The sequence below is a fragment of the Mesorhizobium sp. M0244 genome, assembly GCF_040321795.1.
Taxonomy (GTDB): Bacteria; Pseudomonadota; Alphaproteobacteria; order Rhizobiales; family Rhizobiaceae; genus Mesorhizobium.
On record NZ_JAMYSE010000036.1, the window covers coordinates 1 to 19,283 of the forward strand.

General features: G+C 58.3%; 12 protein-coding genes and 7 pseudogenes. 8 read left to right on the forward strand and 11 right to left on the reverse strand.

Annotated elements, in window-relative coordinates; translation table 11 throughout:
• Positions 1 to 2: 2 nt before the first annotated feature.
• The 4 genes from NKJ08_RS20685 to NKJ08_RS20700 form a co-directional block, all read right to left on the reverse strand.
• On the reverse strand, positions 3 to 263 hold the full coding sequence (locus NKJ08_RS20685) for a hypothetical protein (protein WP_352783048.1): 261 nt from the start codon (positions 261 to 263) through the stop codon (positions 3 to 5).
• 34 nt (positions 264 to 297) lie between these two features.
• Positions 298 to 1,188, reverse strand: coding sequence for a dimethylarginine dimethylaminohydrolase family protein (locus NKJ08_RS20690; protein ID WP_352783051.1), 891 nt, complete (start codon positions 1,186 to 1,188; stop codon positions 298 to 300).
• Positions 1,189 to 1,689: 501 nt separating this feature from the next.
• Complete coding sequence (blsG, locus tag NKJ08_RS20695; RefSeq protein WP_352783054.1) at positions 1,690 to 2,793, reverse strand: arginine 2,3-aminomutase; 1,104 nt, start codon at positions 2,791 to 2,793, stop codon at positions 1,690 to 1,692.
• 656 nt (positions 2,794 to 3,449) lie between these two features.
• Positions 3,450 to 4,631: an ATP-grasp domain-containing protein gene (locus NKJ08_RS20700; protein ID WP_502906343.1), complete on the reverse strand. Its 1,182-nt coding sequence runs from the start codon at positions 4,629 to 4,631 to the stop codon at positions 3,450 to 3,452.
• Positions 4,632 to 5,509: 878 nt separating this feature from the next.
• Between NKJ08_RS20700 and NKJ08_RS20705 the strand changes: the two are divergent.
• The 3 pseudogenes from NKJ08_RS20705 to NKJ08_RS20715 form a co-directional block, all read left to right on the forward strand.
• Positions 5,510 to 6,003: pseudogene (locus NKJ08_RS20705) on the forward strand (TnsB C-terminal domain-containing protein); the annotation flags it as partial.
• A gap of 84 nt (positions 6,004 to 6,087) precedes the next feature.
• Positions 6,088 to 7,542 (forward strand): annotated as a pseudogene (locus NKJ08_RS20710) (ISKra4 family transposase).
• A gap of 45 nt (positions 7,543 to 7,587) precedes the next feature.
• Positions 7,588 to 8,067, forward strand: a pseudogene (locus NKJ08_RS20715) (transposase); the annotation flags it as partial.
• Between the two features lie 250 nt (positions 8,068 to 8,317).
• On the opposite strand, the pseudogene NKJ08_RS20720 reads toward NKJ08_RS20715, so the two are convergent.
• The 6 genes and pseudogenes from NKJ08_RS20720 to NKJ08_RS39060 all read right to left on the reverse strand — a co-directional run.
• A pseudogene (locus NKJ08_RS20720) lies at positions 8,318 to 9,126 on the reverse strand (IS3 family transposase); the annotation flags it as partial.
• A 341-nt stretch (positions 9,127 to 9,467) separates the two neighbouring features.
• Positions 9,468 to 9,986 (reverse strand): acyl-CoA thioesterase, encoded by a 519-nt coding sequence (locus NKJ08_RS20725; protein ID WP_352783060.1) that lies wholly within the window; start codon positions 9,984 to 9,986, stop codon positions 9,468 to 9,470.
• Positions 9,987 to 10,394: 408 nt separating this feature from the next.
• A complete protein-coding gene (locus NKJ08_RS20730; protein WP_352783062.1) occupies positions 10,395 to 11,327 on the reverse strand; it encodes an isopenicillin N synthase family dioxygenase in 933 nt (310 codons plus the stop codon).
• Positions 11,324 to 12,031: a class I SAM-dependent DNA methyltransferase gene (locus NKJ08_RS20735; RefSeq protein ID WP_352783064.1), complete on the reverse strand. Its 708-nt coding sequence runs from the start codon at positions 12,029 to 12,031 to the stop codon at positions 11,324 to 11,326. The genes NKJ08_RS20730 and NKJ08_RS20735 overlap by 4 nt, the downstream gene beginning before the upstream one ends.
• A complete protein-coding gene (locus NKJ08_RS20740) occupies positions 12,028 to 13,464 on the reverse strand; it encodes an NAD(P)-dependent oxidoreductase (protein ID WP_352783066.1) in 1,437 nt (478 codons plus the stop codon). Before NKJ08_RS20740 ends, NKJ08_RS20735 begins: the two co-directional genes overlap by 4 nt.
• Positions 13,465 to 13,637: 173 nt before the next feature.
• Positions 13,638 to 13,721 (reverse strand): annotated as a pseudogene (locus tag NKJ08_RS39060) (IS5/IS1182 family transposase); the annotation flags it as partial.
• Positions 13,722 to 15,739: 2,018 nt separating this feature from the next.
• Here NKJ08_RS39060 and NKJ08_RS20745 point away from each other — a divergent pair.
• The 4 genes from NKJ08_RS20745 to NKJ08_RS20760 all read left to right on the forward strand — a co-directional run bounded on the left by NKJ08_RS20745 (position 15,740) and on the right by NKJ08_RS20760 (position 18,586).
• Positions 15,740 to 16,060: a methionine adenosyltransferase domain-containing protein gene (locus NKJ08_RS20745; RefSeq protein WP_502906345.1), complete on the forward strand. Its 321-nt coding sequence runs from the start codon at positions 15,740 to 15,742 to the stop codon at positions 16,058 to 16,060.
• Between the two features lie 486 nt (positions 16,061 to 16,546).
• Positions 16,547 to 17,674: a mandelate racemase/muconate lactonizing enzyme family protein gene (locus NKJ08_RS20750; RefSeq protein ID WP_352783067.1), complete on the forward strand. Its 1,128-nt coding sequence runs from the start codon at positions 16,547 to 16,549 to the stop codon at positions 17,672 to 17,674.
• Positions 17,671 to 17,820: a hypothetical protein gene (locus NKJ08_RS20755; protein ID WP_352783069.1), complete on the forward strand. Its 150-nt coding sequence runs from the start codon at positions 17,671 to 17,673 to the stop codon at positions 17,818 to 17,820. The genes NKJ08_RS20750 and NKJ08_RS20755 overlap by 4 nt, the downstream gene beginning before the upstream one ends.
• 385 nt (positions 17,821 to 18,205) lie before the next feature.
• Complete coding sequence (locus tag NKJ08_RS20760; RefSeq protein ID WP_352783071.1) at positions 18,206 to 18,586, forward strand: hypothetical protein; 381 nt, start codon at positions 18,206 to 18,208, stop codon at positions 18,584 to 18,586.
• Positions 18,587 to 18,600: 14 nt separating this feature from the next.
• Here NKJ08_RS20760 and NKJ08_RS20765 read toward each other — a convergent pair.
• Positions 18,601 to 18,738 (reverse strand): annotated as a pseudogene (locus tag NKJ08_RS20765) (IS5/IS1182 family transposase); the annotation flags it as partial.
• Between the two features lie 315 nt (positions 18,739 to 19,053).
• On the opposite strand from NKJ08_RS20765, the pseudogene NKJ08_RS20770 reads away from it, so the two are divergent.
• Positions 19,054 to 19,237, forward strand: a pseudogene (locus NKJ08_RS20770) (IS6 family transposase); the annotation flags it as partial.
• Positions 19,238 to 19,283: the final 46 nt, after the last annotated feature.

The window sequence follows — 19,283 nt, forward strand, 5'->3', positions numbered from 1 at the left end:
GGCTAAATCTCGGGAACAACCAGTGAGGCAATCGAGAACATCCGAGTGAGGCAACGGCATTGTTCTTTGGGAACACTCGTGGGCGAGGCAATACGCGCTCTCACGTTGATTGTCGCGCCGCAGATGAGGCTCGGCAAAACGAAAACGGTGCCGACTCTGCCGTAGCCGATGCCTGTAAACGGCAGGCCCCCCGAGCCATCGAGGTATTGCTGGCCGTCGGAATCGAAGACATAGCCGACCTCACCATGGGATACCTTGGGCAATGCGCCTGCGGCAACCGAAGTTTTTACAGTCTCTTCACAAACCTCTTCTCAGCGGCATTGTTAGACAGTGTGTCGAGCCGCCTTCGAGTACGAACTGTTGCAGATTCGGCTCCAGCACCTTAAGTCCGTTGGCCCGAATCCGTGCGTTGATTTGGGGTTGCTGTTCGGCAGACAGAACAACGTCGTTACCGAGCGCGGTAACGTTGCAGCCCATCCGCATCACATCGCTGTAGCCCACATGGATAAGTTCGTACCTGCGTGAGAGCCAGTCGACATCGGCAGCATCCAGAATTTCGGTAGCGCATAGCGCAAGCCGCTCGTTCAGCACGCTGAAAAGCACATCGAGATGGAGGAAATGGGCTGGAACGCGGATCTTGCGCACGCTCCAGCCCTCGCCCCCCACCCAGCGCGCGACCTGGTCCGCGCCTTTTGAGAAGGTCCGGACCTCATTCACACCAATGATAATCTCCCCCTCTCTGAGGATCTGGACATCGCCACCCTCGACCGGAGCCGCCGTAACGCGTTTCCAGATGGGCAGCTCAAGATAGGAGGCGAGGTCTTCGATCGCGCCCCATTCGCCGCGGCGTTCCGGGCGGGCCATCTGGGCGATGAGCATGCCCCATGGAGTCATGATCCCGCTATCGCGGGCGAACGTCTGCATCGGCAGATGTTCATCGGGCTCGAGGAAGTGGCATGTCACCCCCTCCCCCTCGAGCGCCGCGACCAATTCCTGGTGTTGGGAAATGGCGACCTCCACGTCGACTGACGCGCCTGAAGACTTTGACTGCTCAACAATCGCATTCTCGGCGGCCCAGTCGTAGTAGGTGGGGCGACAGAGCGCGACCTCCTGAAGAACAGTATGTTCGCTACGCACGAACTCTCGGCCGTCTGTCTGGCGTAGCGGGCGCGGGCTGGTCTCCAGCATGTTTCCTCCTGATCGATTGCTTAAAGCCGGTCTATGTGAAGGCGGTCGCGGTCTGTCGGCGATGCCGATGTGGAACCAACCGATCGGGTAGCTCTTGAACGTCTTCTCTTGTTTCTTCGACTATTCATGAGGCTCAGTTCGCGAGTGATTGAGTTGGTCGAGAATCTAAGCCATCTGGAATGCGTGGTCCTCAGCTCTGGCGACCCCATGCGAGGCGCCGGAGTGGCCGCCGATTTTCATGGCGCGAAATACCAGCTTGAGACCGTGATCGGCGGAGCAGGAGCGACGTTGCACATAGCGGCAGGCTGGAAGAAGAGCACTTGGCCGTCGTCCAGCGCAGGTCGCTATCCACTCCTCATAGGATCTCGCGAGATCTCGTGGAAGGGTTGGCATAGGCAACCTAATCCACACCAAATACACGCTTAAGCTACGTCCGCCAGCCTCTCCAACCCGCTGTTATGCATAAGACGGGATAGACAAGTCATCGGCAAAGAGGCCTATTCAGAGGAGGTAGCCGGTAATATCGTCCTCTTCCATATTATAATTCCTCACATAAATTCGATTGCCGCGCCGAAATAGATAGGGCCGTTGAGCGGGGATCTTTCCAAGTTTTGTAGTAACCACATAGTTCGGAACGGAAAAACCCGTTTCGAACCCGACAAGCCCATCGACAATCTCTTGGCCTTGCTCGAGACCAGTCACGAAATGGGAAACGCCAGTGACACGATCGCAATGGTAGAGATAGTACGGCCTCACCCGTATTTCGATCAGCCTGCGAAAGAGCGCCTTCAGTGTCTCAAGATTGTCATTAATACCCTTCAATAGAACCGTCTGATTTTGCACAGGAATACCGTGCCGAAGGAGGCGGTCGCAGGCTTCAGCGGCCTCTGCAGACACTTCGATCGGGTGATTGAAGTGCGTGCTAAGCCATATGGGCCGATATTTATCCAGCATGCTGCATAGCTCATAGGTAATTCTCTGAGGCAAAAAGACAGGATAACGGGATCCGATTCTTATTATCTTCACGTGCGGTATAGATCGTAATCTTCTTATTATCTCCTCCAGCTTTCCATCACTCAGTACAAGCGGGTCTCCACCTGTTAGTAGAACGTCGGATATTTCCTGGTTCCGGATTATATACTCGAAATCGGGTTCGTAGCTGGCGTCAAAATCCGTGTTATAGTATGTGCCTTTCTCGTTAGACGTATGGTATTTTCTGGTGCAAAAACGGCAATAAACGGGACACGTATCTGAAACCAAAAAAACGACTCTATTCGGGTATTTGTGTATAACACGTCGCGTCTTAATGAATATCGCGTCCCCGACGGGATCGATATCCGAGCCCACATCAGTAATCATTTCATCCGTATGAGGTATGGATTGCAGGCGAATCGGACATTTGTCATCCGTCTTCGACATCAATGATGCATAGTAGGGAGTGACCATCCACCGGTAGGTACCTTTGACGGCATCAATCGCTGTGACATCCTGGTCGCTTAGTGCGATCCATTGAGCGAGCTCGTCCTTCGTCCTGATCAAATTGCGCATATGGAATTTCCAGTCGTTCCAGACGGCTTCGGTGAAGTTATCTTGCGTCAACAACATTGTAGGAACTCCACAATTTCATAGGTTCGACGTGTCAATGGCGTACTTGTTTCCAAGCGGCTATAATTGAACAAAAAAGCAGATACATTACGTTTGTCGGCACCGCGCGCGACACCAATGCCAAAAGAAAAGAGATGACCCTTACTCAGTTCGTTCTTTTGCGAGCCTCGATCACGGCCCAGTCGCAGAAATAACAAGTCACCCGCTGTCCATACAATATCTGTAATTGCACCATGACTAAATTCGGAATCAAATTAAACGCGGAATCGTAATTTAGTCAATCTAAAGGTGAAATATATCGTGCTTTTTATTGTTGTGTTTCCTCATGTTTTTGTTTCGGGAGTTACATGAACGAATTGGAAGTTTAATATAATTTTTTCACTACATTGTAGCGCGTCGCCTTTAAAGGTTCCGGATTCGGTCCGGCCTTCAGAAGGCCGGACCGGCGTTCGGAACCAACGAAACTGCAAACCAACCAGGGGCCAGTTCCTAATGCCGCCAAGGGATCAATTCCTCCGGTCGCTTGACACGGTCATTCCGATTGATCCCGGCCACAATTCCGATTTGGCCATCTTCGGTCTGAACCGAGTCCACCTGGCCAAGGTCCGGATTGGCGTCCGTCGCCTTGATCTTGACGATAGGGATACTCCCATGTGCTAGGTCGGAAATGGTGTGATCGACCAACCGATCAAGTCGACGGCACGCTGAAGTATCGCCTCGGTGCGAGGAAGACTGGATGAAGCCGCGACGACATGTCCCAAGCAGTCTCGATAATCGCCTTTTCTGACGATCGGGGTCTGGGGTCTAGCGTAAAATTTCACCTCGGCGACACCTGGTACAGCAGCGGCCTCACTGTCCCCGCCAATCCAATCGAGTGTCCCATCGCGATCAGCAACCAGGAATCGCGCGGCCGCAGAGTCGGAATGCCTTTTGCGCAGGTCGCATTCATCGCCGACTACAAGCTTGATGTGCTCGGTGACGAGATCGACGCCATAGGCGAGCTGGACCAGTTGAGGATCCGGTGCACCACTAAGGCGCGGATTGACTTCAATGACGACTGGACCACGCTTGGTCCATCGCAACTCGATGTTCGATGGCCCCCAGCCTAAGCCGAGAGCGTGCAAAGAGCTCAGCGAAATCTCGGTGATCTCCCGACATTGGGCATCGGTCAGTAAGGCCGGAAAGGCCCATTCCCGGTAAACAAAGTTGGGTGGGGGGCCATATTCACCGATGCCAATCGCAACGACCTCTGTTCCCATCATGTCGGCGCTATACAACGGGCCTTGTGCAAATTCTTCAACCAGTATCCTCGGCGCAGACCGCCACATGTACTGCCCGCCCAACAGATAGTCCGTATGTTCGGCTAGCTCGTTGGCAGTGCGGCACAATCGGACACCGACGCTGTTGCTGCCCACCGCAGGCTTAACTATCACCGGCAGTCCGATTTCCGCGGCAGAATCCTTTACCTCCGCTGCATTGGCCGCCAAGCGATAAGCAGGTATCGGAACGCCTGAGGCCGCGAGAAGTTGACGCTGAGTGTACTTATCGCAGCATTGTTCAATAGCCTCCGGGTTCGGTCCCGGTAGATCGAAATGACGGCAGAGCTTGCCAACTGTCGCATACACTGGGTCCAACGCGCCCGTAATGCCAGCGATTTCATAAGTGTCTTGGAGCCGGGAACATTCGCGGATCAGGGCATCCAGATCGTCTGTATCAACGCGGATTGCCTCAGCCCCTTTCGCTCCAAAATGGTCATACCGCGTTGGATCGTCCGAAAGGGTAAATGGCTGGAGGCCAAGACGCTGAGCGGCCTGGATGTAGAGCAGACCCGAGCCCATTCTCGTGCCTCCAACTAAGATCAACGCTCTTGCCATTGCTGTGGACCCCTTTTGTGCGAGCCGTGCGACGGTCTGAAGGATTGGCGGCATCTTTTGCAGTCGCGCTTGACCTCGGACCTGGCCCCAAGGCTACCATCGTCAACAATTTTGCGACGTTAAGAGTCTGCGAATTTTTTGTTGCTACGGTTGCCGTTCCAACTCTTACACCGTCTTTACAAGACGGGCCCGCGACGGAGCACACTAGGTTTGCGAAGCAGTTGGATCGGCTGAAGCTGCACAGGGCTGGGGGTGGAGCTCAGAGACGACGGTTGATCGCACTCTCGTCCTCAAACGTCCGCAAATTAGGTACCGCCTTTCGTGTTTTCGTCTGGGGGCTGTCCTCGGTCTAGAAGGTGGGCATAGGGCGCATCGGCTCGGCCACATAACTTAGGGACGGAAGCTCCCCACCGTGGCCCGACCCCCGGCCCTGTGCCGCGGGTTGGCTCAAGACCGGCGACGACGGCGACCTCCCTGCCGATGGCCCCAGGAAGGCGGCCATCTCGCGTGCGATCGTAGCCACGATCACCGGCGGCTTCTTGCCGGCGACGCTGGGGCGATGATAAGCGGGCGCAGAGCCGGACCTGCCCCCTTGTCGCTTTTACTTCCCGATTTCAAACAGGAAAAAGTCAGGTGTTGTTGAGGTTTAGGCGTTACGACAGGCCCGATTTTTCGCTAATGATTTCACTGACAGCTCGATTTGCCGAACGGATTGCACAACCGAAAAGCCGCACCCAGCACGTCGCATTCCGACGAAGCCTGGTCGACGGCACGTCGTCTCGCTCGCGAGCTCGACAGGGTTCTCGACGGTTCGGGGCCACGACGCGCCGCAATCAACCGGGCCGCGGCCGCTCGTCACCGACTCCGCAAAGGAGTTCAAAGGGCATGCCTTCCAGCGCGGGTGCGAAGACTACGGCATTCGGATCCGCTATCGGGATCGTGGCCGCGTCCACCAGGGCGGAGTGGTCGAAAGGCTGCTCGGAAAGCTCAACACCGTTCTTGCGACGCAGCCCGGCTCGACGGGCCGATCCGTCGCGGATCACGACGAATATCCCGCGCAACGGCGAGCTTGTCTCAGCTTCGCCGATCTTGAGCGATGCGTCGCGCTCGCGGTGATCGACCATAACCTCCAGGAGAACGCGAAAACCTTGAAGGTGCCGGCGACGGAATGGGAGCGGCACAGCCGAGAACTCCCTCGCCTCGACGACGATCCGGTGCGTGTCCTGCTGGCCTTCCTGCCCGGCGCAGAGAGACGCCTCTCGCCGCAGGGATCAGCATGTTGGCGCAGGACTACTACTCGCCGTGGCTGGGCGGCTTGGTTCCACAGCGAGACCGGGGAGACCGGTAATTTCTCTGGGGTCGAATACTGGTTTTTAGGCCCGCGTAGTTCATGAGCGTCGCTTAGTTCGGAGGGAAAGCGATGGCAGTGGAATGGACGATCACGGTCGAGGGCCGGAACGAGTTTGGTGACGTTTGCCGGAAGGCGGTTCGTATCAACAAGAGCTGGGAACGACTGTTTGACGGCGACCTCGGCCTGTCGATCGAGGACGGCAAGACCATCATGACGGCGCTGCAGAGCGCGGTCGTGAACCACGAGGCGGAGACGTATTCCCTCTTTCGCCGGGTCTGCCCGGATTGCGAAAGGCTTCGGCCGGTCAAGGACTACACGACGCGACGGATCCGGACTGTCTTTGGCATCGTGGAGGTGCGCAATCCTCGCTGGATGCTGTGTCGGGATTGTTACCCAGGCATGGTCGTTGCCTTTGCGCCGCTGAAGGAGATCTGCCCGGATCGAGCGACATCCGAGCTGATGGAACTGACGGCGCGGCTGGGGAGCATGATGCCGTACCGGCAGGTGGCGAGAGTGCTTGCCGAATTCCTGCCCGTTGAGCCGACCGACGCATGCCACCGTGCGCAAGAGAACCATCAGGATTGGCGAACGGCTCGACGATCAGGTTGCTGAGGAAGTGTTGCACGCAAGGGCGCAAACGGACGAACGACGCCAGCTTGAGATGCAGCTTCCCGGCGATCGCCGCAAAGAGTTCGTCATCAGCATCGACACGGCGCATGTCCGCAGCGCCGATTCCAATTTGGCGCGAAACTTCGAGCTCGTTGTGGCCCGATGCGGCCGCGGCGGGCGGGGGGAAGGTGGCGGCCGCTATTTCGCGACCAGCAGCACCGACCAACGGGCAATGCGGGATCGTGCCCTTCATGCCCTTCGGGAAGTAGGTTACCGCGGCTTTGGCGATGTGACAGTGATTTCGGACGGCGCCGAAATCCTGAAGCGGCTGCCCCGCGCCATGCCGAAGCCGACGGCCCATATCATCGACTGTTCCACATCGCCATGAAGGTGCAACCGATGCAGCATATCGCCGATCATATGGCTCGATCCCGATCAGGTCTCTCTGAAGCGCTTCCCGGAATCGACCGTGACATCAGTGCGGTGAAGTGGCGCCTGTGGCATGGGCGGGTCGATCGCGCGATCCGCGACCTGAGGCAATTCCTGGCGAGACTGAAGGCTTCGCAAGGAGACGGCGAGTTCTCGATCGCCCGTCTTCACAGCCTCGGCTCGCAGCTCCTGACCTATGTCAGATCGAACCGCGGCGCGATCGTCGACTATGGCAAACGCTACCGTGCCGGGCTCCGCGTCGCAACGACCCTGGCTGAGTCAGCGGTGAATTCACTCGTCGGCAAGCGGATGGTCAAGAAACAGCAGATGCGCTGGTCGCTCCACGGCGCTCATATGCTCATGCAGGTCCGGACGGCAGATCTGAACGGCGAGCTTCGCGATCGATTGCGGGCACCGTTCCGACTGCCAGAGCCGAACGTGCCACCACTATTCAAGCCCAAACCGCCTCTCCTGCGCGCCGCCTGACCCCAGAGAAGTTACCGGTCTCGAAGCACGCAGCCTGATCCGTCACGCAACGAGATCGAGACACAGGCCGACGAACTGCTGCGGCACAGCCAGGATTATCAGCTCCTGCGACAAATCCCAGGCATCGGACCGATCAATGCACTGACGATCATCGCTGAAGCCGGAGATCTTCGCCGCTTCCACCATCATCGCCAGTTTCTCAAGTTCTGCGGACTGGATCTCTCGACACAGCAGTCCGGTCAATATCGCGGCCAGACCCACCTTTCCAAGTTCGGCAATGCTCGTTTGCGCCGCACTCTGTGGATCGCCGGGCAAGTCGCCATCCGTCAGCGTGAGAACGGCTTCCGGCACAAGTTCGAACGCTACATCGCAAGAGATCGCGACAATCCAGATCTGCGCCGCAAGGCGATGACCGCTATTACCGCCAAGATGGCGCGCGTCGTACACGCCGTCGTCAAAGGCGGTTCCAATTACCGGCCCTTCGTTGAGGGGCGGGTGCCAGGAGGAAGAACCTCTGTCAGCTAGGGCCGTGACGGCATCGCTTCGATGACCCTGTAGATAATGTTTGGGTCTTCCACCTGGATCAGAAGCTCGTGTTGAGGACGGTGAGGGCCGCTATCCGCGTACCCTGTGTTTGCTATGGACGAGACCTTTTCCCTTGCCGGTGGAGGTCGCCTGGTTCGACCACCCAACTTGACGAGCGTCATGCGGCGAGAGCATGCTGACGAACAGAGAGACTTTGACTGTCTCCTCCATTTCCTTACGCTCTTAGGACGTTGTCGCTGACGATCATCCTCGGCCGGCCGCGCCCGGTAACGAGCCTGTCCAGCTCGCGTGCAACCCGCATGCCTGACAGCGAAGTGTCGACCACCAGCGCCAGGCACTCCCGCGTGCAGTCGTCGACGACAGCAAGGATGCGAAAGCGACGGCCGTCGGTGAGCTGGTCCGACACGAAGTCGAGCGACCAGCGCTCGTCAGGGCGCAGCGGCACCAGCATCGGCGCCCTGGTCCCGATCGCCCGCTTGCGCCCGCCACGGCGACGAACGGCAAGCTTCTCCTCCCGATAGAGCCGGAACAGCTTCTTGTGGTTCACGACGAGGTCCTCGCGTCTCAGCATCACGAGGAGACGCCGGTAGCCGAACCGGCGACGATCATGCGCGATTGCCCTCATCCGCTCGCAGACCTCGCCGTCGTCTGGACGGCTGGTCTCGTAGCGAACCGTCATGCGGCAGCAGCCGATGGCTTTACACGCCCGCCGTTCGCTCATCCCGAAGGCATCCTTCAAGCGAGCGACAGCTTTCCGCTTTGCCGCGGGCGTCACCACCTCTTTCCCACGAGATCCTTCAGCGCCGCGTTGTCGAGCATGGCGTCGGCCAGCAGACGCTTCAGCCGGGTGTTCTCGTCCTCCAGCGCCTTCAGGCGGCGCGCCTCCGAGACGTCCATCCCGCCGAAGCGGGCCTTCCAATTGTAGATCGAGGCGTCGCTGACCCCCTGCTTGCGGCACAGGTCGGCGACCGAAACCCCGGCCTCGTGTTCCTTTAGAATTCCGATGATCTGCTCTTCAGAGAAGCGGCTGCGCTTCATGTCCTGGTCCTCTCAATGGGCCAGAACGAACTTCAATCCGGATTAAATCGCGGGGCAACGTCAGCCAAATGGCCGAGTCTCCATCGCATTCCTGTGGCCCGCTGCCACTGAATGCGGGTGGCGGAGTGCAGTCCCTTACCTTCGTCCGACTCCGAGGCAAGATGCTTGGTTAGTTGTTCGCATCCAGTCCTGGATACCGAGCGTTCCGCTCATGGTCTTCTGAGAATAGATCGAATCCGAGTTCGCGTGATGGGGCGCATGTTTCTGACGTCTCTTGATGGTCGTGGCGCCACTCTCGTCGGTGCGAGCCGGTCGCGTGGGGGGTATGAGCAAAGAATGCCTTATCTCTCCTTGAGTGCGACCCGGCCAAGGGTAGCAGGTGCGCCGACTGCAGCTTGAAAGTTGCGGATCAACTCAAGTCGATCGACAACAATCCGACGCCATTTCTCGGCCCGCCGGTTGTTCAAGTTAAAGGCAAGGCATTTCATCTCGTTCGTCGCGGCGAGGACACCATCGTCCGACCTCCGGATCTGGTGCAACAATACAAAGCGCTTGTTGTCGAAATCACTTAGTTGCGTCGTGACGTTTATCTCAGTGCCGAGCGTCAATTCGTTGAGATACCGCACGTGGTTCTCAATGACCACATTCTCATGGCCGCCGCGTGCCTCCATGGTGCCCTCAGGAGAGTTGATCCAATTCCAGAAGGCCCAGCCAGTGTGATTGGAGATAGATAGGTAGTGGGCGGAATTAACGTGCTCGAACTCGTCGATCCACTCTGAACGAACCCTTGTCCGAAACAGTACAAGGGGGACCTCTAGAACCCCAGTCCAGGGGATCGGCGGATCATAGATTTCGGCCATGTTTTTTGCATCTCACACTAACGAACCTGGGTAACGCTTCCCTGAGTCGCCAACAACATTCCCGGCGAATGCCGCGAGCGAACCTAGGCTGAAGAATCTGAGCTTCCAACCTAGCTGCGCAGAAAATGGCCGACAAAGGCGTCAATGCATTGCTAAGCGATCCGAGGACCATTCACGAAATGTCCGCGTCTAACTCTGCATGCCCGTCCCAGAGCGACAGAGCTGCCGGCTAGTTCCCGGCGCTCTCCATCCGCCTTGACCTTATAGCCTTGTCCACTCAGCCGACCTCCATCTCAGGAACGGAAGACAGGACTTTGAGGGACAGTCACCTTCCTGGCTATGGGAGGAGCGCCGGCTACTACGGCGTCTAGCATGTCCTAAGCTCCCTCTTCGAGAAAACCGAACGGCTTACTGCAACTCTCGCGCCCGTCCGGCGCCATTGCCGGTTTCCCAGATCGAGTCGAAGTTGCGCAACATCACTTCGGCGACGCTGAAGGTTTGCTTTCTCTGTCGGGAAGTCAGGCGAGCGTCGATGTCGGGATAGATAAAGAAGGGAAGCGAAATTCGTTCGGCCGGACCAGTGTGCACGACCTGATGGGGCGTACTCTTGAATCGGTCATCGCTCAAAGCCTGAAGCATGTCGCCCAGATTGACAACGAGACTGTCGGGCAAGCTCGGCGCCGGCACCCAGCGCCCCCCGAACCACACCTGCAAGGAGCGCGTGGGAAGTTCCTCCTGCAGCAGCAGCGTGAAGAACCCATTGTCGGTATGCTTTCCGGCCGTGCCGCCAGTGGACGGATACCGGATCACGCGTTGCAGGACTGTCGGGGGGGTGAAATGGCGTCGGAACCAGCCCTCTTCCATTTCGAGCAGGTCGGCCAGCGCCATCCCGAGCTGCGGCACAACCTCGTTGACCACGGTAGCCTGCAAAGCAAGCAGGCTTCGAGCGAAACCAGGAGCCACCGCGTCATCCGGAAGGCGTGTGCAACCAGCAAACGGGCGCCGGTCGCCTTCGTTCTCGATTCCGAGGTCGAACATTTCCTTTGGATCGGGGCCAGCCTCAGGATGTAGCACCTCGCCGTGCAACGGACTGTATCCACGGGCGGTAGCGGGGTACACGTTTTGGACGGCGTGGCCGTAACGTTCCTTTGTCGACTGTGGCAACGCGAAGAACCGCCGGGAAGCCTGGATCGCTTCTGCGATCTGTTCTTTTGGGATTCCGTGCTCGACAAGGTAAAAGAACCCGTATTCCTCGCAGGCCAGGCGTAGGCGCTCGCGCTCTTCGTGTCGCGTTGCATCGGCTGCCAGTTTTGCTAGTGAGATTTGCGGTAGTGTGGTCATAGCTGCGGCTCCGTTTCTGCGCAGGCCCTATCCGGCACTTTGAAAACCCAGTAGTGCGCGCCCTCCTCCGCAATGTATCTGCCGTCGTTTAGACATTGTGCCGTCGCAAGCACGCCCGCATCCTGCAGATGCCGCACCTCATCTTCAAAGGATGTGGCCTCCGCATAGCTCTTTCGGGTGCTTGCGATGATGAATCCGTTGGCGCGCGTGACGCGAGCCAGTTCGCGCAGTGCATTCGGTCGGACATGCCCGAGCGTGAAGACGCCGCAGCAGACCGTGATGTCATAGCTCGCGTTGAGGTGGTCGGAGAGCGGCCCGTTAAGGTCGACATCGCCTTGGACATCCCGGTAGACACCAGTTTTCCGCGCTTTTTCGGCCATCTCTTCGGAAAGGTCGAACCCGTCGAGCAACTGGAAGCCGAGGCGTTTCAACTGCGCGCCAACGAGGCCTGTTCCGCACCCGGCGTCCAGGATTGCGATGGCTGCTCGCTCATTGGCAAAATACGCTGTCTGCACGGCGCTCGCGAGTTCCGCAACCACCGTCGGCCCGCAGTACCCGTCGCGGCCGACATCCAGTTCATAGGAACTAGCCCATCCGCGATAAAAGTGGGCCAAGCGACTGACGTCGCCGTCGAGGGCATGGGAATCCTTGATGCGCTTTCGCGCGGCTTGCTCCAGTGTCGTCTGCTGATCGAGGGCGGTCATGACAGTTCCTCCGTATATGGGCAGATGAGATGCGGTACAGTCGTCAGCGGCGGCGCAATGGCACCGGCTGAATCTATAAGCTGTTCGTTGCTGTATTGCTGAGCATGGCTGTCCGACCATGCGGAGGCTCCTACGCTCCAGGTGATCACGTCGTAGATCAGGGTATTGCTCAGGCCCATGCCGCGTCCGAGATCAAACGCTTCGTCAAGGATCAGGCGATTGACGTGGGTGAGCTCGCCGGCCAGACACTCGAGCAAGCGTATCTGGATGTCGCTGAGCGGGACGTCGTCGAGCGGAAACACATGTTCACGCTTCGGTTTGATCCGTCCGATGGGATCGGTGAGGAATTCTTCGTCTGGCGGATGCGCGGGGTCAGCACCGTACTTCGATGGCGCACGATAGCCCGGCACTTGCAGCCGAACGCCGAAGACCACCTCCGCCAACTCGACGACTCGCAAATGGCTGTCGTATCGGTCGAACTTCCGTCCCGCCTCGCTATAGCGCTTTTCGACCGCGCGCCCGACCGGCAGCCCCACGCCGAGGTCGTCGGCCAGCTGGACAGTCAGGCCCATATCTTTCACCGGAATTTCCAGCGTGCAAGAGCGATCATAGCTGCCATCCAGCAGAAACGGGGCGTATTGCTCGATTGCAACCGAGTTCGCCGAAGAACCGGCAAACCTGCGCCACGCCTGCTGCGCAGGAACGCCCCCGCGCACGCTTCGGCAGAGCGCGTTGCCGCTCGCGACGGCTGCGGCGTAAAAGAGCAAGTTCGTCAGTAGTTTGACTGACTGGCCCTGACCGATATCACCGACATGGAAGGAGACGGCCCCCATGGCCTGCAACACCGCCTGGCTACGCACATAGGCCTCCGATGGCCCACCGACAAAGAAGCTGACATTGGCAAACTCGACCCCCATGTGGGACAAGTTGCTCACCGGCGCCTCTAGCGAATGCACGCCAATTGCCGCGGCCCGGCGGGCGATCTCGACGGCATTTTTATAGTCGGTGGTGGACGTGTCGATCCACACGCTGCCCGGTGGCATTCCGGCTAAGGCGCCTTGCTCGCCCGTCATGGCGTCAAAGACGTGGCGTGGCAGCGGCAAGCAGGTGATGACAATCTCACAACCCCGGGCCGCATCGCGCGGAGCGTCATGCCACCGGGCTCCCTTTTCGACGACGTCTTTCGCGGCTGCGGGCTTGATGTCGTAGACGTCCACCGGATAGCCGGCTTCCAGGAGCTTGGCGATCATGGGGCGCCCCATCTTGCCGGTACCAATGAATCCGATCCGTTCGACGTTGCGGAAACGGGTGGCACGCACGGTGCTTCCTCCAGCCTCTACAGCAGGCATAGGGCTTCCTTTCACAAGTAACGTCACGATTTGCCTTGGGTAAGTCTGACCGATCGATAGGAAGTGAATATCTGCCGGATTCATGGCATGTTCAAGTAGTTATCAATTAATAATTTATTGAATTATCGTTATATCTATTGACTATTCGTTTAATATACACTAGTTAAAACATCACAATACATTAATCTTGGAGGGTAAAAGCCCGACCCGAACCTCGGGATTGGGCGTGGAAACGGTTGAGTGGCCGTCCTTTGATCGTCCGTGGCCTTTGCCGATTGGCTGTCGATGATGCCGGCGCTCGGGCTCGCCTCGCGACCGAGGGCGAGGCGCACCACGGGTAAAGCTGTCGAATGGAGGCGATGACACCGACTGCCCCATTCCTGTCCTGGATGCCGTGGTCGTCCTGTCGCCTTCGCTCCAGGCCATGACGGAGGAGTGATCTGTGGACATGGATCACCAGATCGACGAGGCGTGGGTACTCGGCGTTCAGCGCAAAACTCTATCAGTGGAGTAAGGCAAATCCGAAGACGCGTGTTAGACATGTGGGGTTGGGTCACTTACCTCCGCGTGCTGCGTCACGTTTGGCAGCGCGTAGCCTCCAATCGAGGCCGACGCACGGCTGGGATCGACGGGGTGACCGTGGACCGCATCCGGAATGGGATCGGTGAGCAACGCTTCGTCGAAGGGCTCAGGCCGAATTGCGCTCCGGCGCATATCGACCCAGCCCTGCGCGGCGCAAGCTTATCCCCAAGGCCGATAAATCGGGGCAATTCCGCCCTTGGGCATTCCGACACCTTGTTCAAGCGGTTTTAGTGATGCCGGAAATGCGGTGGGATTTTGAGACCTACGCGCAAAGCCGTTGATCGACCGTCTCGGTTATGGTGATAGCGTAGGACTTACCAGCCTTTCTATCGGCGGGAACCACCCTGCGGTCGATCCAATAATAGACTGCCCCGCAACTGACGCCATAGCGTTGGGCGAGTTGATGACGGTCAGCGTCCCCGCCGGTGCCGACGGGCCGGGAATGCGATGTTTGTGGCGGATCCAGCTGATCATGCTGGCGGTGAACGGCCTGCCGGTCGCGCTGGTCTTGTGGTCGCGGGCAAGAAACGCCGCGATCTCGCGGTCGTCAAGGGATCCGCGTGAGCGCGCGAATTTCGTCGACGAAGGGCGGGCAACATGTCGATGTCAACCTTCGCGTAATGGGGGGTCGTGTCGATCGACCGATGGCGCAGGACGGTTGATGTCGCTGCCGAATGGCGGAGAAGATTGGCGCTTCGGGACGGTGCATGATAGATGCCGGCCAAGGTAAGCGCAAGGCGACGATGCGCACTCGCGCCCGCCAATAGCCGAAACGGTGCAACGGTCCGCAGGAAAATCTGGTCACAGGCGGCAGGCGGACTGGCGGCTTGAAGATAGTCGATGATCGCGTCACCAGCGTCCTGGGGTAGTGGAAGCCGGAGCTCGCGGCGTCCCTTGCCGCGGAGACGCAAGGTTCCTCACGCCAGTTAATGTCATCGAGGCGCAGTCCGAAATGTTGCCGGCGCAGCCCGAAGCGGGAAAGCAGCAGAAGCACCGCGCGATCGCGGATGCGCATTGGCGTCGTGACATCGCACGACGCGATGACCCGATCGACTTCCGCCGCGGAGATGTAGCGCGGCATCGTACTGCCTTGGATCAGGGCCCAAAGCGGGAAGCAGGCGCATGACCATCCGGCCATGGCGACGGACTATGCGCTCAGAAATACCTCGACGCCGTCTCAGCCATATCTGGAAGGCCAGGACTTGGTCGGCGTGCGCCACCTCCTGCTTTAGCGGCGTCACGAGTCCGCGTTCCGCGAGGAAATCGACACTCATTTCGCTTCCGAAAATTCGGAAGTCCGCGATGTTCAAAGGCCGTCATTTTGACCAGTCTGTGATCCTGCTGTGCGTCCGGCGTGCGTTCAACCTTCTCATATGTTCAAGGCGGCGGAGGTATCGGAGATATCATCGTCGAGCCTGAGAGTTTGGCACGGGAGGCGACCATCGTCATTCGACGGTCCGAATTCTCGCGTCCGGCCGTGTCCAATTGAAGACGTCTATGTTCGAAACCCGACACACTAAGGCGGACGTACTCCGCCGAGGCGGCGCGAAATACGTGGTTTTCTTCTTTTGTTCGCAGATCCTCTTTGGTGGCATGCCGATTGCATGGGACACGGTTAGGGCTAGCTGGAATGTGACAGCGGGCAGCAATCCAGGGAGAAGCTGATGCGGGTACGCATGCAACGAAACCGATGCACTGATGCCTTTGCCGATCCAACTCGCCCCACAGTCTGACCAAAAAGCAGGCGGAGGTCCGGAAGGCGGGACAGCTTGGCTGGCTGCGCCCGGACGTAAAATCTCAAGGGTCCATACGTTATGAAGGTTTCCGCCCGGTGGCGCTGGATACGGTAGTCCTCTCGACGCAACATGCGGAGGAAGCCTCACAAGAAACAATCCGGGAAGGCGTCATCGAGGAGATCATCAAGCCGGTCTTGCCTCCCAACTTGGACGCGACCGGGACCAGGTTCCTGGTCAATCCAACGGGGCGGTTCGTCGTCGGTGGGCCGCGCGGCGACTGCGGTCTCACTGGCCGCAAGATCATCGTGGATTCCTACGGGGGGATGGGGCGGGCTGAAAACACAAATTTACTCCCTGGATAAGAGAGCTCGTTGGGTCTTGTTCAATGCATCGTGGCTTGCGACAAGAATCGAAAACGAATGTAACAGAACACGTCCACACGAATGTCTCGCCTCCAGTTGCGACAATTCTAAGGTTTCTGTTGCGCCGGACCAGTTGCACGGTTTGGCGCCATCGGCGGGCTCGAGGATCCAGTGGTGAGAGCTTGGCATGAGCGGTCGCATCGTTGATAGAGGTGCACTCCGTCAAACCAGGCACGGTCCTTTTCCAATAATTTGAGGTTCGGTTGGGGTGACGAGGCAATTGATCCGAGAAAACGGTCGATCTCTTATGATCAGCGCGCTTGGCAAGATGCAAGACTGGGGAAACGCTTTGCCGCAGCACCTTTAACAATGATGTCACAAAGGAGGAAATCCGAGCGGCAATACACATGGTGGATAATAGCGGCGGTGTAAAGTTTGGGAGTGTTTTCGGTCTACCAGGAAATTTCTAGAGGAGCGCAGTATTCTATGAGGATCATTGGCATTACGATGTGGCAACTCGACCTGCCACTTATAAAGCCCTATTGGCTGCCCGGTGGCCGCCTGAAGTTAGAGAAACTCGACAGCACCTTTGTTCGAGTTGATACCGATGCGGATGTGTCTGGTTGGGGAGAAAGTTGCCCTTGGGGCAACATCTATCTACCCGCCCATGGTCCAGGGGTAAGGGCGGGCATAGCAACACTAGCGCCCTCATTGCTGGGGCAGGACCCGAGGTCGCTTGAAGCGATCAACCGGACAATGGATACGGCGCTTCCCGGTCATCTATATGTGAAGTCGGCCATCGATATGGCCTGCTGGGACATCTTGGGAAAAGTCACCGGGATGCCGCTATGGCGATTGTTCGGTGGAACTGAGGCAAATCCGGTCGCAGTTAACTCTTCGATTTCCACCGGCACTAGCGACGAGATGATCGCACTCATAAGAGATGCCTATTCAGAGGGCTATCGTACACACTCTGCTAAGGTGGGAGGCAGCGATCCTGTCGCGGATATTGCGCGTATTCAGTCGATTGAAGCGGCGCTGAAACCGGACGAGAAGGTTACCTACGACGTGAACCGAGCCTGGTTGCCGGCGGTCGCGATCCAGGTACTGAACAACGTGTCCGTACGTGGCTGGATCGAACAGCCTTGCGAGACGCTGCAGCAATGCGCTCAGGTTGCTCAACGAATAATACAGCCGATCATGCTCGACGACTGCCTTCATACTTTTGACGACCATCTGCTAGCTTGGCGCTTGGGTGCCTGCGAGGGGGTCAAGGTGAAGCCCAACCGAATGGGCGGTCTGACCAAGGCCCGGCAGATTCGCGATTTCGGTGTCTCGGTGGGATGGCAGATGCACTTTGCGGACTTAGGTGGTTCGGCATTGGCAGATACTGCGGCAATTCATCTCGCATCATCGACCCCTGCCGCAAACAGGTTGGCCAGCTGGCTCTGCCATCATCACCTTGCGGTCGACCCCGTCCCCGGCCAAGGAGCCAGGAACATCGATGGTTTTGCTGCGCCGCCGACTGCGCCGGGACTTGGGGTGGAGCCTGACGTCGCCGCACTTGGAATCCCTGCATCAGTCTTCCACAAAGGAAGGCGCTATGACTCATGACCCTCGCCGCGCGGTATCGGCTTGTTGATGACGCGGCGATCTTCGAGATGAATGTCGAAAGCGCTGGCGTTTGGCTTCCATGGCGAATCTGCTCCGGCAGCCTGCCGCGCAGGTCGAGCATCGATCGCGCGGCATCAACATTCTGATGCTGGGCCATCGTCACAAGGCGCTTCCGGGTGCCGTTGCTGTTTACCCTGCAGCCGCATCAGGGCAACTCCGAACAGGTCACCGCATAGCGCTGATGCGCCGCTATCTCAGCCTGTTTCCCGCCGCCTCTATCCGCTGTCTGCTCGTCGACGGCGAGTTCATCGGCGCCGAATGGATGGATTTCCTAAACGAAAACAATATCCCCTTCGCCATCCGCGTGAGGGTCGACATGACCGTCACTCTCGGGGATGGTCGCGCATGGTCGCTCGCCCTTTTGCGGCGCAGGCGAGCCCGATGCGCAACCCTTGTCGGGCACATCAACGGCACGGCACGCGCCACGCGCGAGCCTCTTCGTCTTGCCGCCAAACGCCTTGGCAACGGCGAATGGCTGATCGTGGCCACCAATCGCCCCGATCCGAAGCAGGCCTCAACGACTACCGAAAGCGGTGGGGTATCGCATGCCTGTTCGGGGACACCAAGACACGAGGCCTCAATCTCGAGGGCACCCACATCACCAATCTCGAGAAGCTCGAAAGCCTCATGCTCGTCGTCGTGCTCGCCATCACATGGGCCTATCGATGCGCCACCCAGACCATGGGGATGAAGGCAATACCGCGCAAAAGCCATGGCCGCCGCGAGAAATCCTGGTTCCGTATCGGTCTCGACGCGCTCAGGGACTGGATCCTCAACTGCCCCAAAGCAGCAACCCATGCATGGCTCGAAAAAGCACCCCGAAGATCGATGGCGATCTCAAAATACGCCTGAGTCGTCTACCGTGCGTATCGGGTGGCTATGCCTCTGAACTGCTTGAGCTTGTTGAAGTATCGCTCGACGAGATTTCGCTGCCTGTAGGCCCATGTGCTGAACGGGAAGCTGCCGGTTCTGTTCTTCTTGGGCAGGATATCGGCCCAAGCGCCTTGCCGCATGACGGCAAGCCTGCCGCTGCCATGCTGGAAACGCTCGAGCCCAATGCGATCCTGCTTGCTGACCGTGCCTACAACAGCGACGCGATCCGAAACCTTGCCGCAGAGGCTAATTGAAGCTGCCCATCTCGGCGCAAAAGCGCAAGGGTTCGACATCAATCCGTTTGCTGTATTTCTCGCCCCGGCTTTGCGCCACAGGATGCCGTTGAGAACCCGACGGTCATCGACACGCGCTACGCCGCGAACCTTGGAAGGCAAGTTTGGCTGGATCACGCTCCATTCAAAATCGCTCAGTTCGTAACGACGTAAGGACTGAACAATCGAGCTGAAAACTCGCATCTACCCTTGCGAAAACGGGAGCGAATGATGCAGGGCTTCCGATCACCTGGTTTATCTTTTCTGCGCTGCGCAATCTCTTCGTCCCACCAAGCTCCAAACACTCAGCGCTCGTCATCCATATCCACCGCCCCAAGCCATGGCAGAGTGGAAGGCCGGGCCCGAGATGCGTCCTAAATCAGGGCCCAGATACTCAATCCCGT

Bases quoted from the DNA above. Each gene is read 5' to 3' on its own strand.
- NKJ08_RS20740 (WP_352783066.1), bottom strand. From the start codon at position 13,464: ATGAATCCGGCAGATATTCACTTCCTATCGATCGGTCAGACTTACCCA.
- NKJ08_RS20730 (WP_352783062.1), bottom strand. From the start codon at position 11,327: ATGACCACACTACCGCAAATCTCACTAGCAAAACTGGCAGCCGATGCA.
- NKJ08_RS20725 (WP_352783060.1), bottom strand. From the start codon at position 9,986: ATGGCCGAAATCTATGATCCGCCGATCCCCTGGACTGGGGTTCTAGAG.
- NKJ08_RS20690 (WP_352783051.1), bottom strand. From the start codon at position 1,188: ATGCTGGAGACCAGCCCGCGCCCGCTACGCCAGACAGACGGCCGAGAG.
- NKJ08_RS20760 (WP_352783071.1), top strand. From the start codon at position 18,206: ATGGCTGATCGTGGCCACCAATCGCCCCGATCCGAAGCAGGCCTCAAC.
- NKJ08_RS20750 (WP_352783067.1), top strand. From the start codon at position 16,547: ATGAGGATCATTGGCATTACGATGTGGCAACTCGACCTGCCACTTATA.
- NKJ08_RS20735 (WP_352783064.1), bottom strand. From the start codon at position 12,031: ATGACCGCCCTCGATCAGCAGACGACACTGGAGCAAGCCGCGCGAAAG.
- blsG (WP_352783054.1), bottom strand. From the start codon at position 2,793: ATGTTGTTGACGCAAGATAACTTCACCGAAGCCGTCTGGAACGACTGG.
- NKJ08_RS20700 (WP_502906343.1), bottom strand. From the start codon at position 4,631: ATGGGCTCGGGTCTGCTCTACATCCAGGCCGCTCAGCGTCTTGGCCTC.
- NKJ08_RS20755 (WP_352783069.1), top strand. From the start codon at position 17,671: ATGACCCTCGCCGCGCGGTATCGGCTTGTTGATGACGCGGCGATCTTC.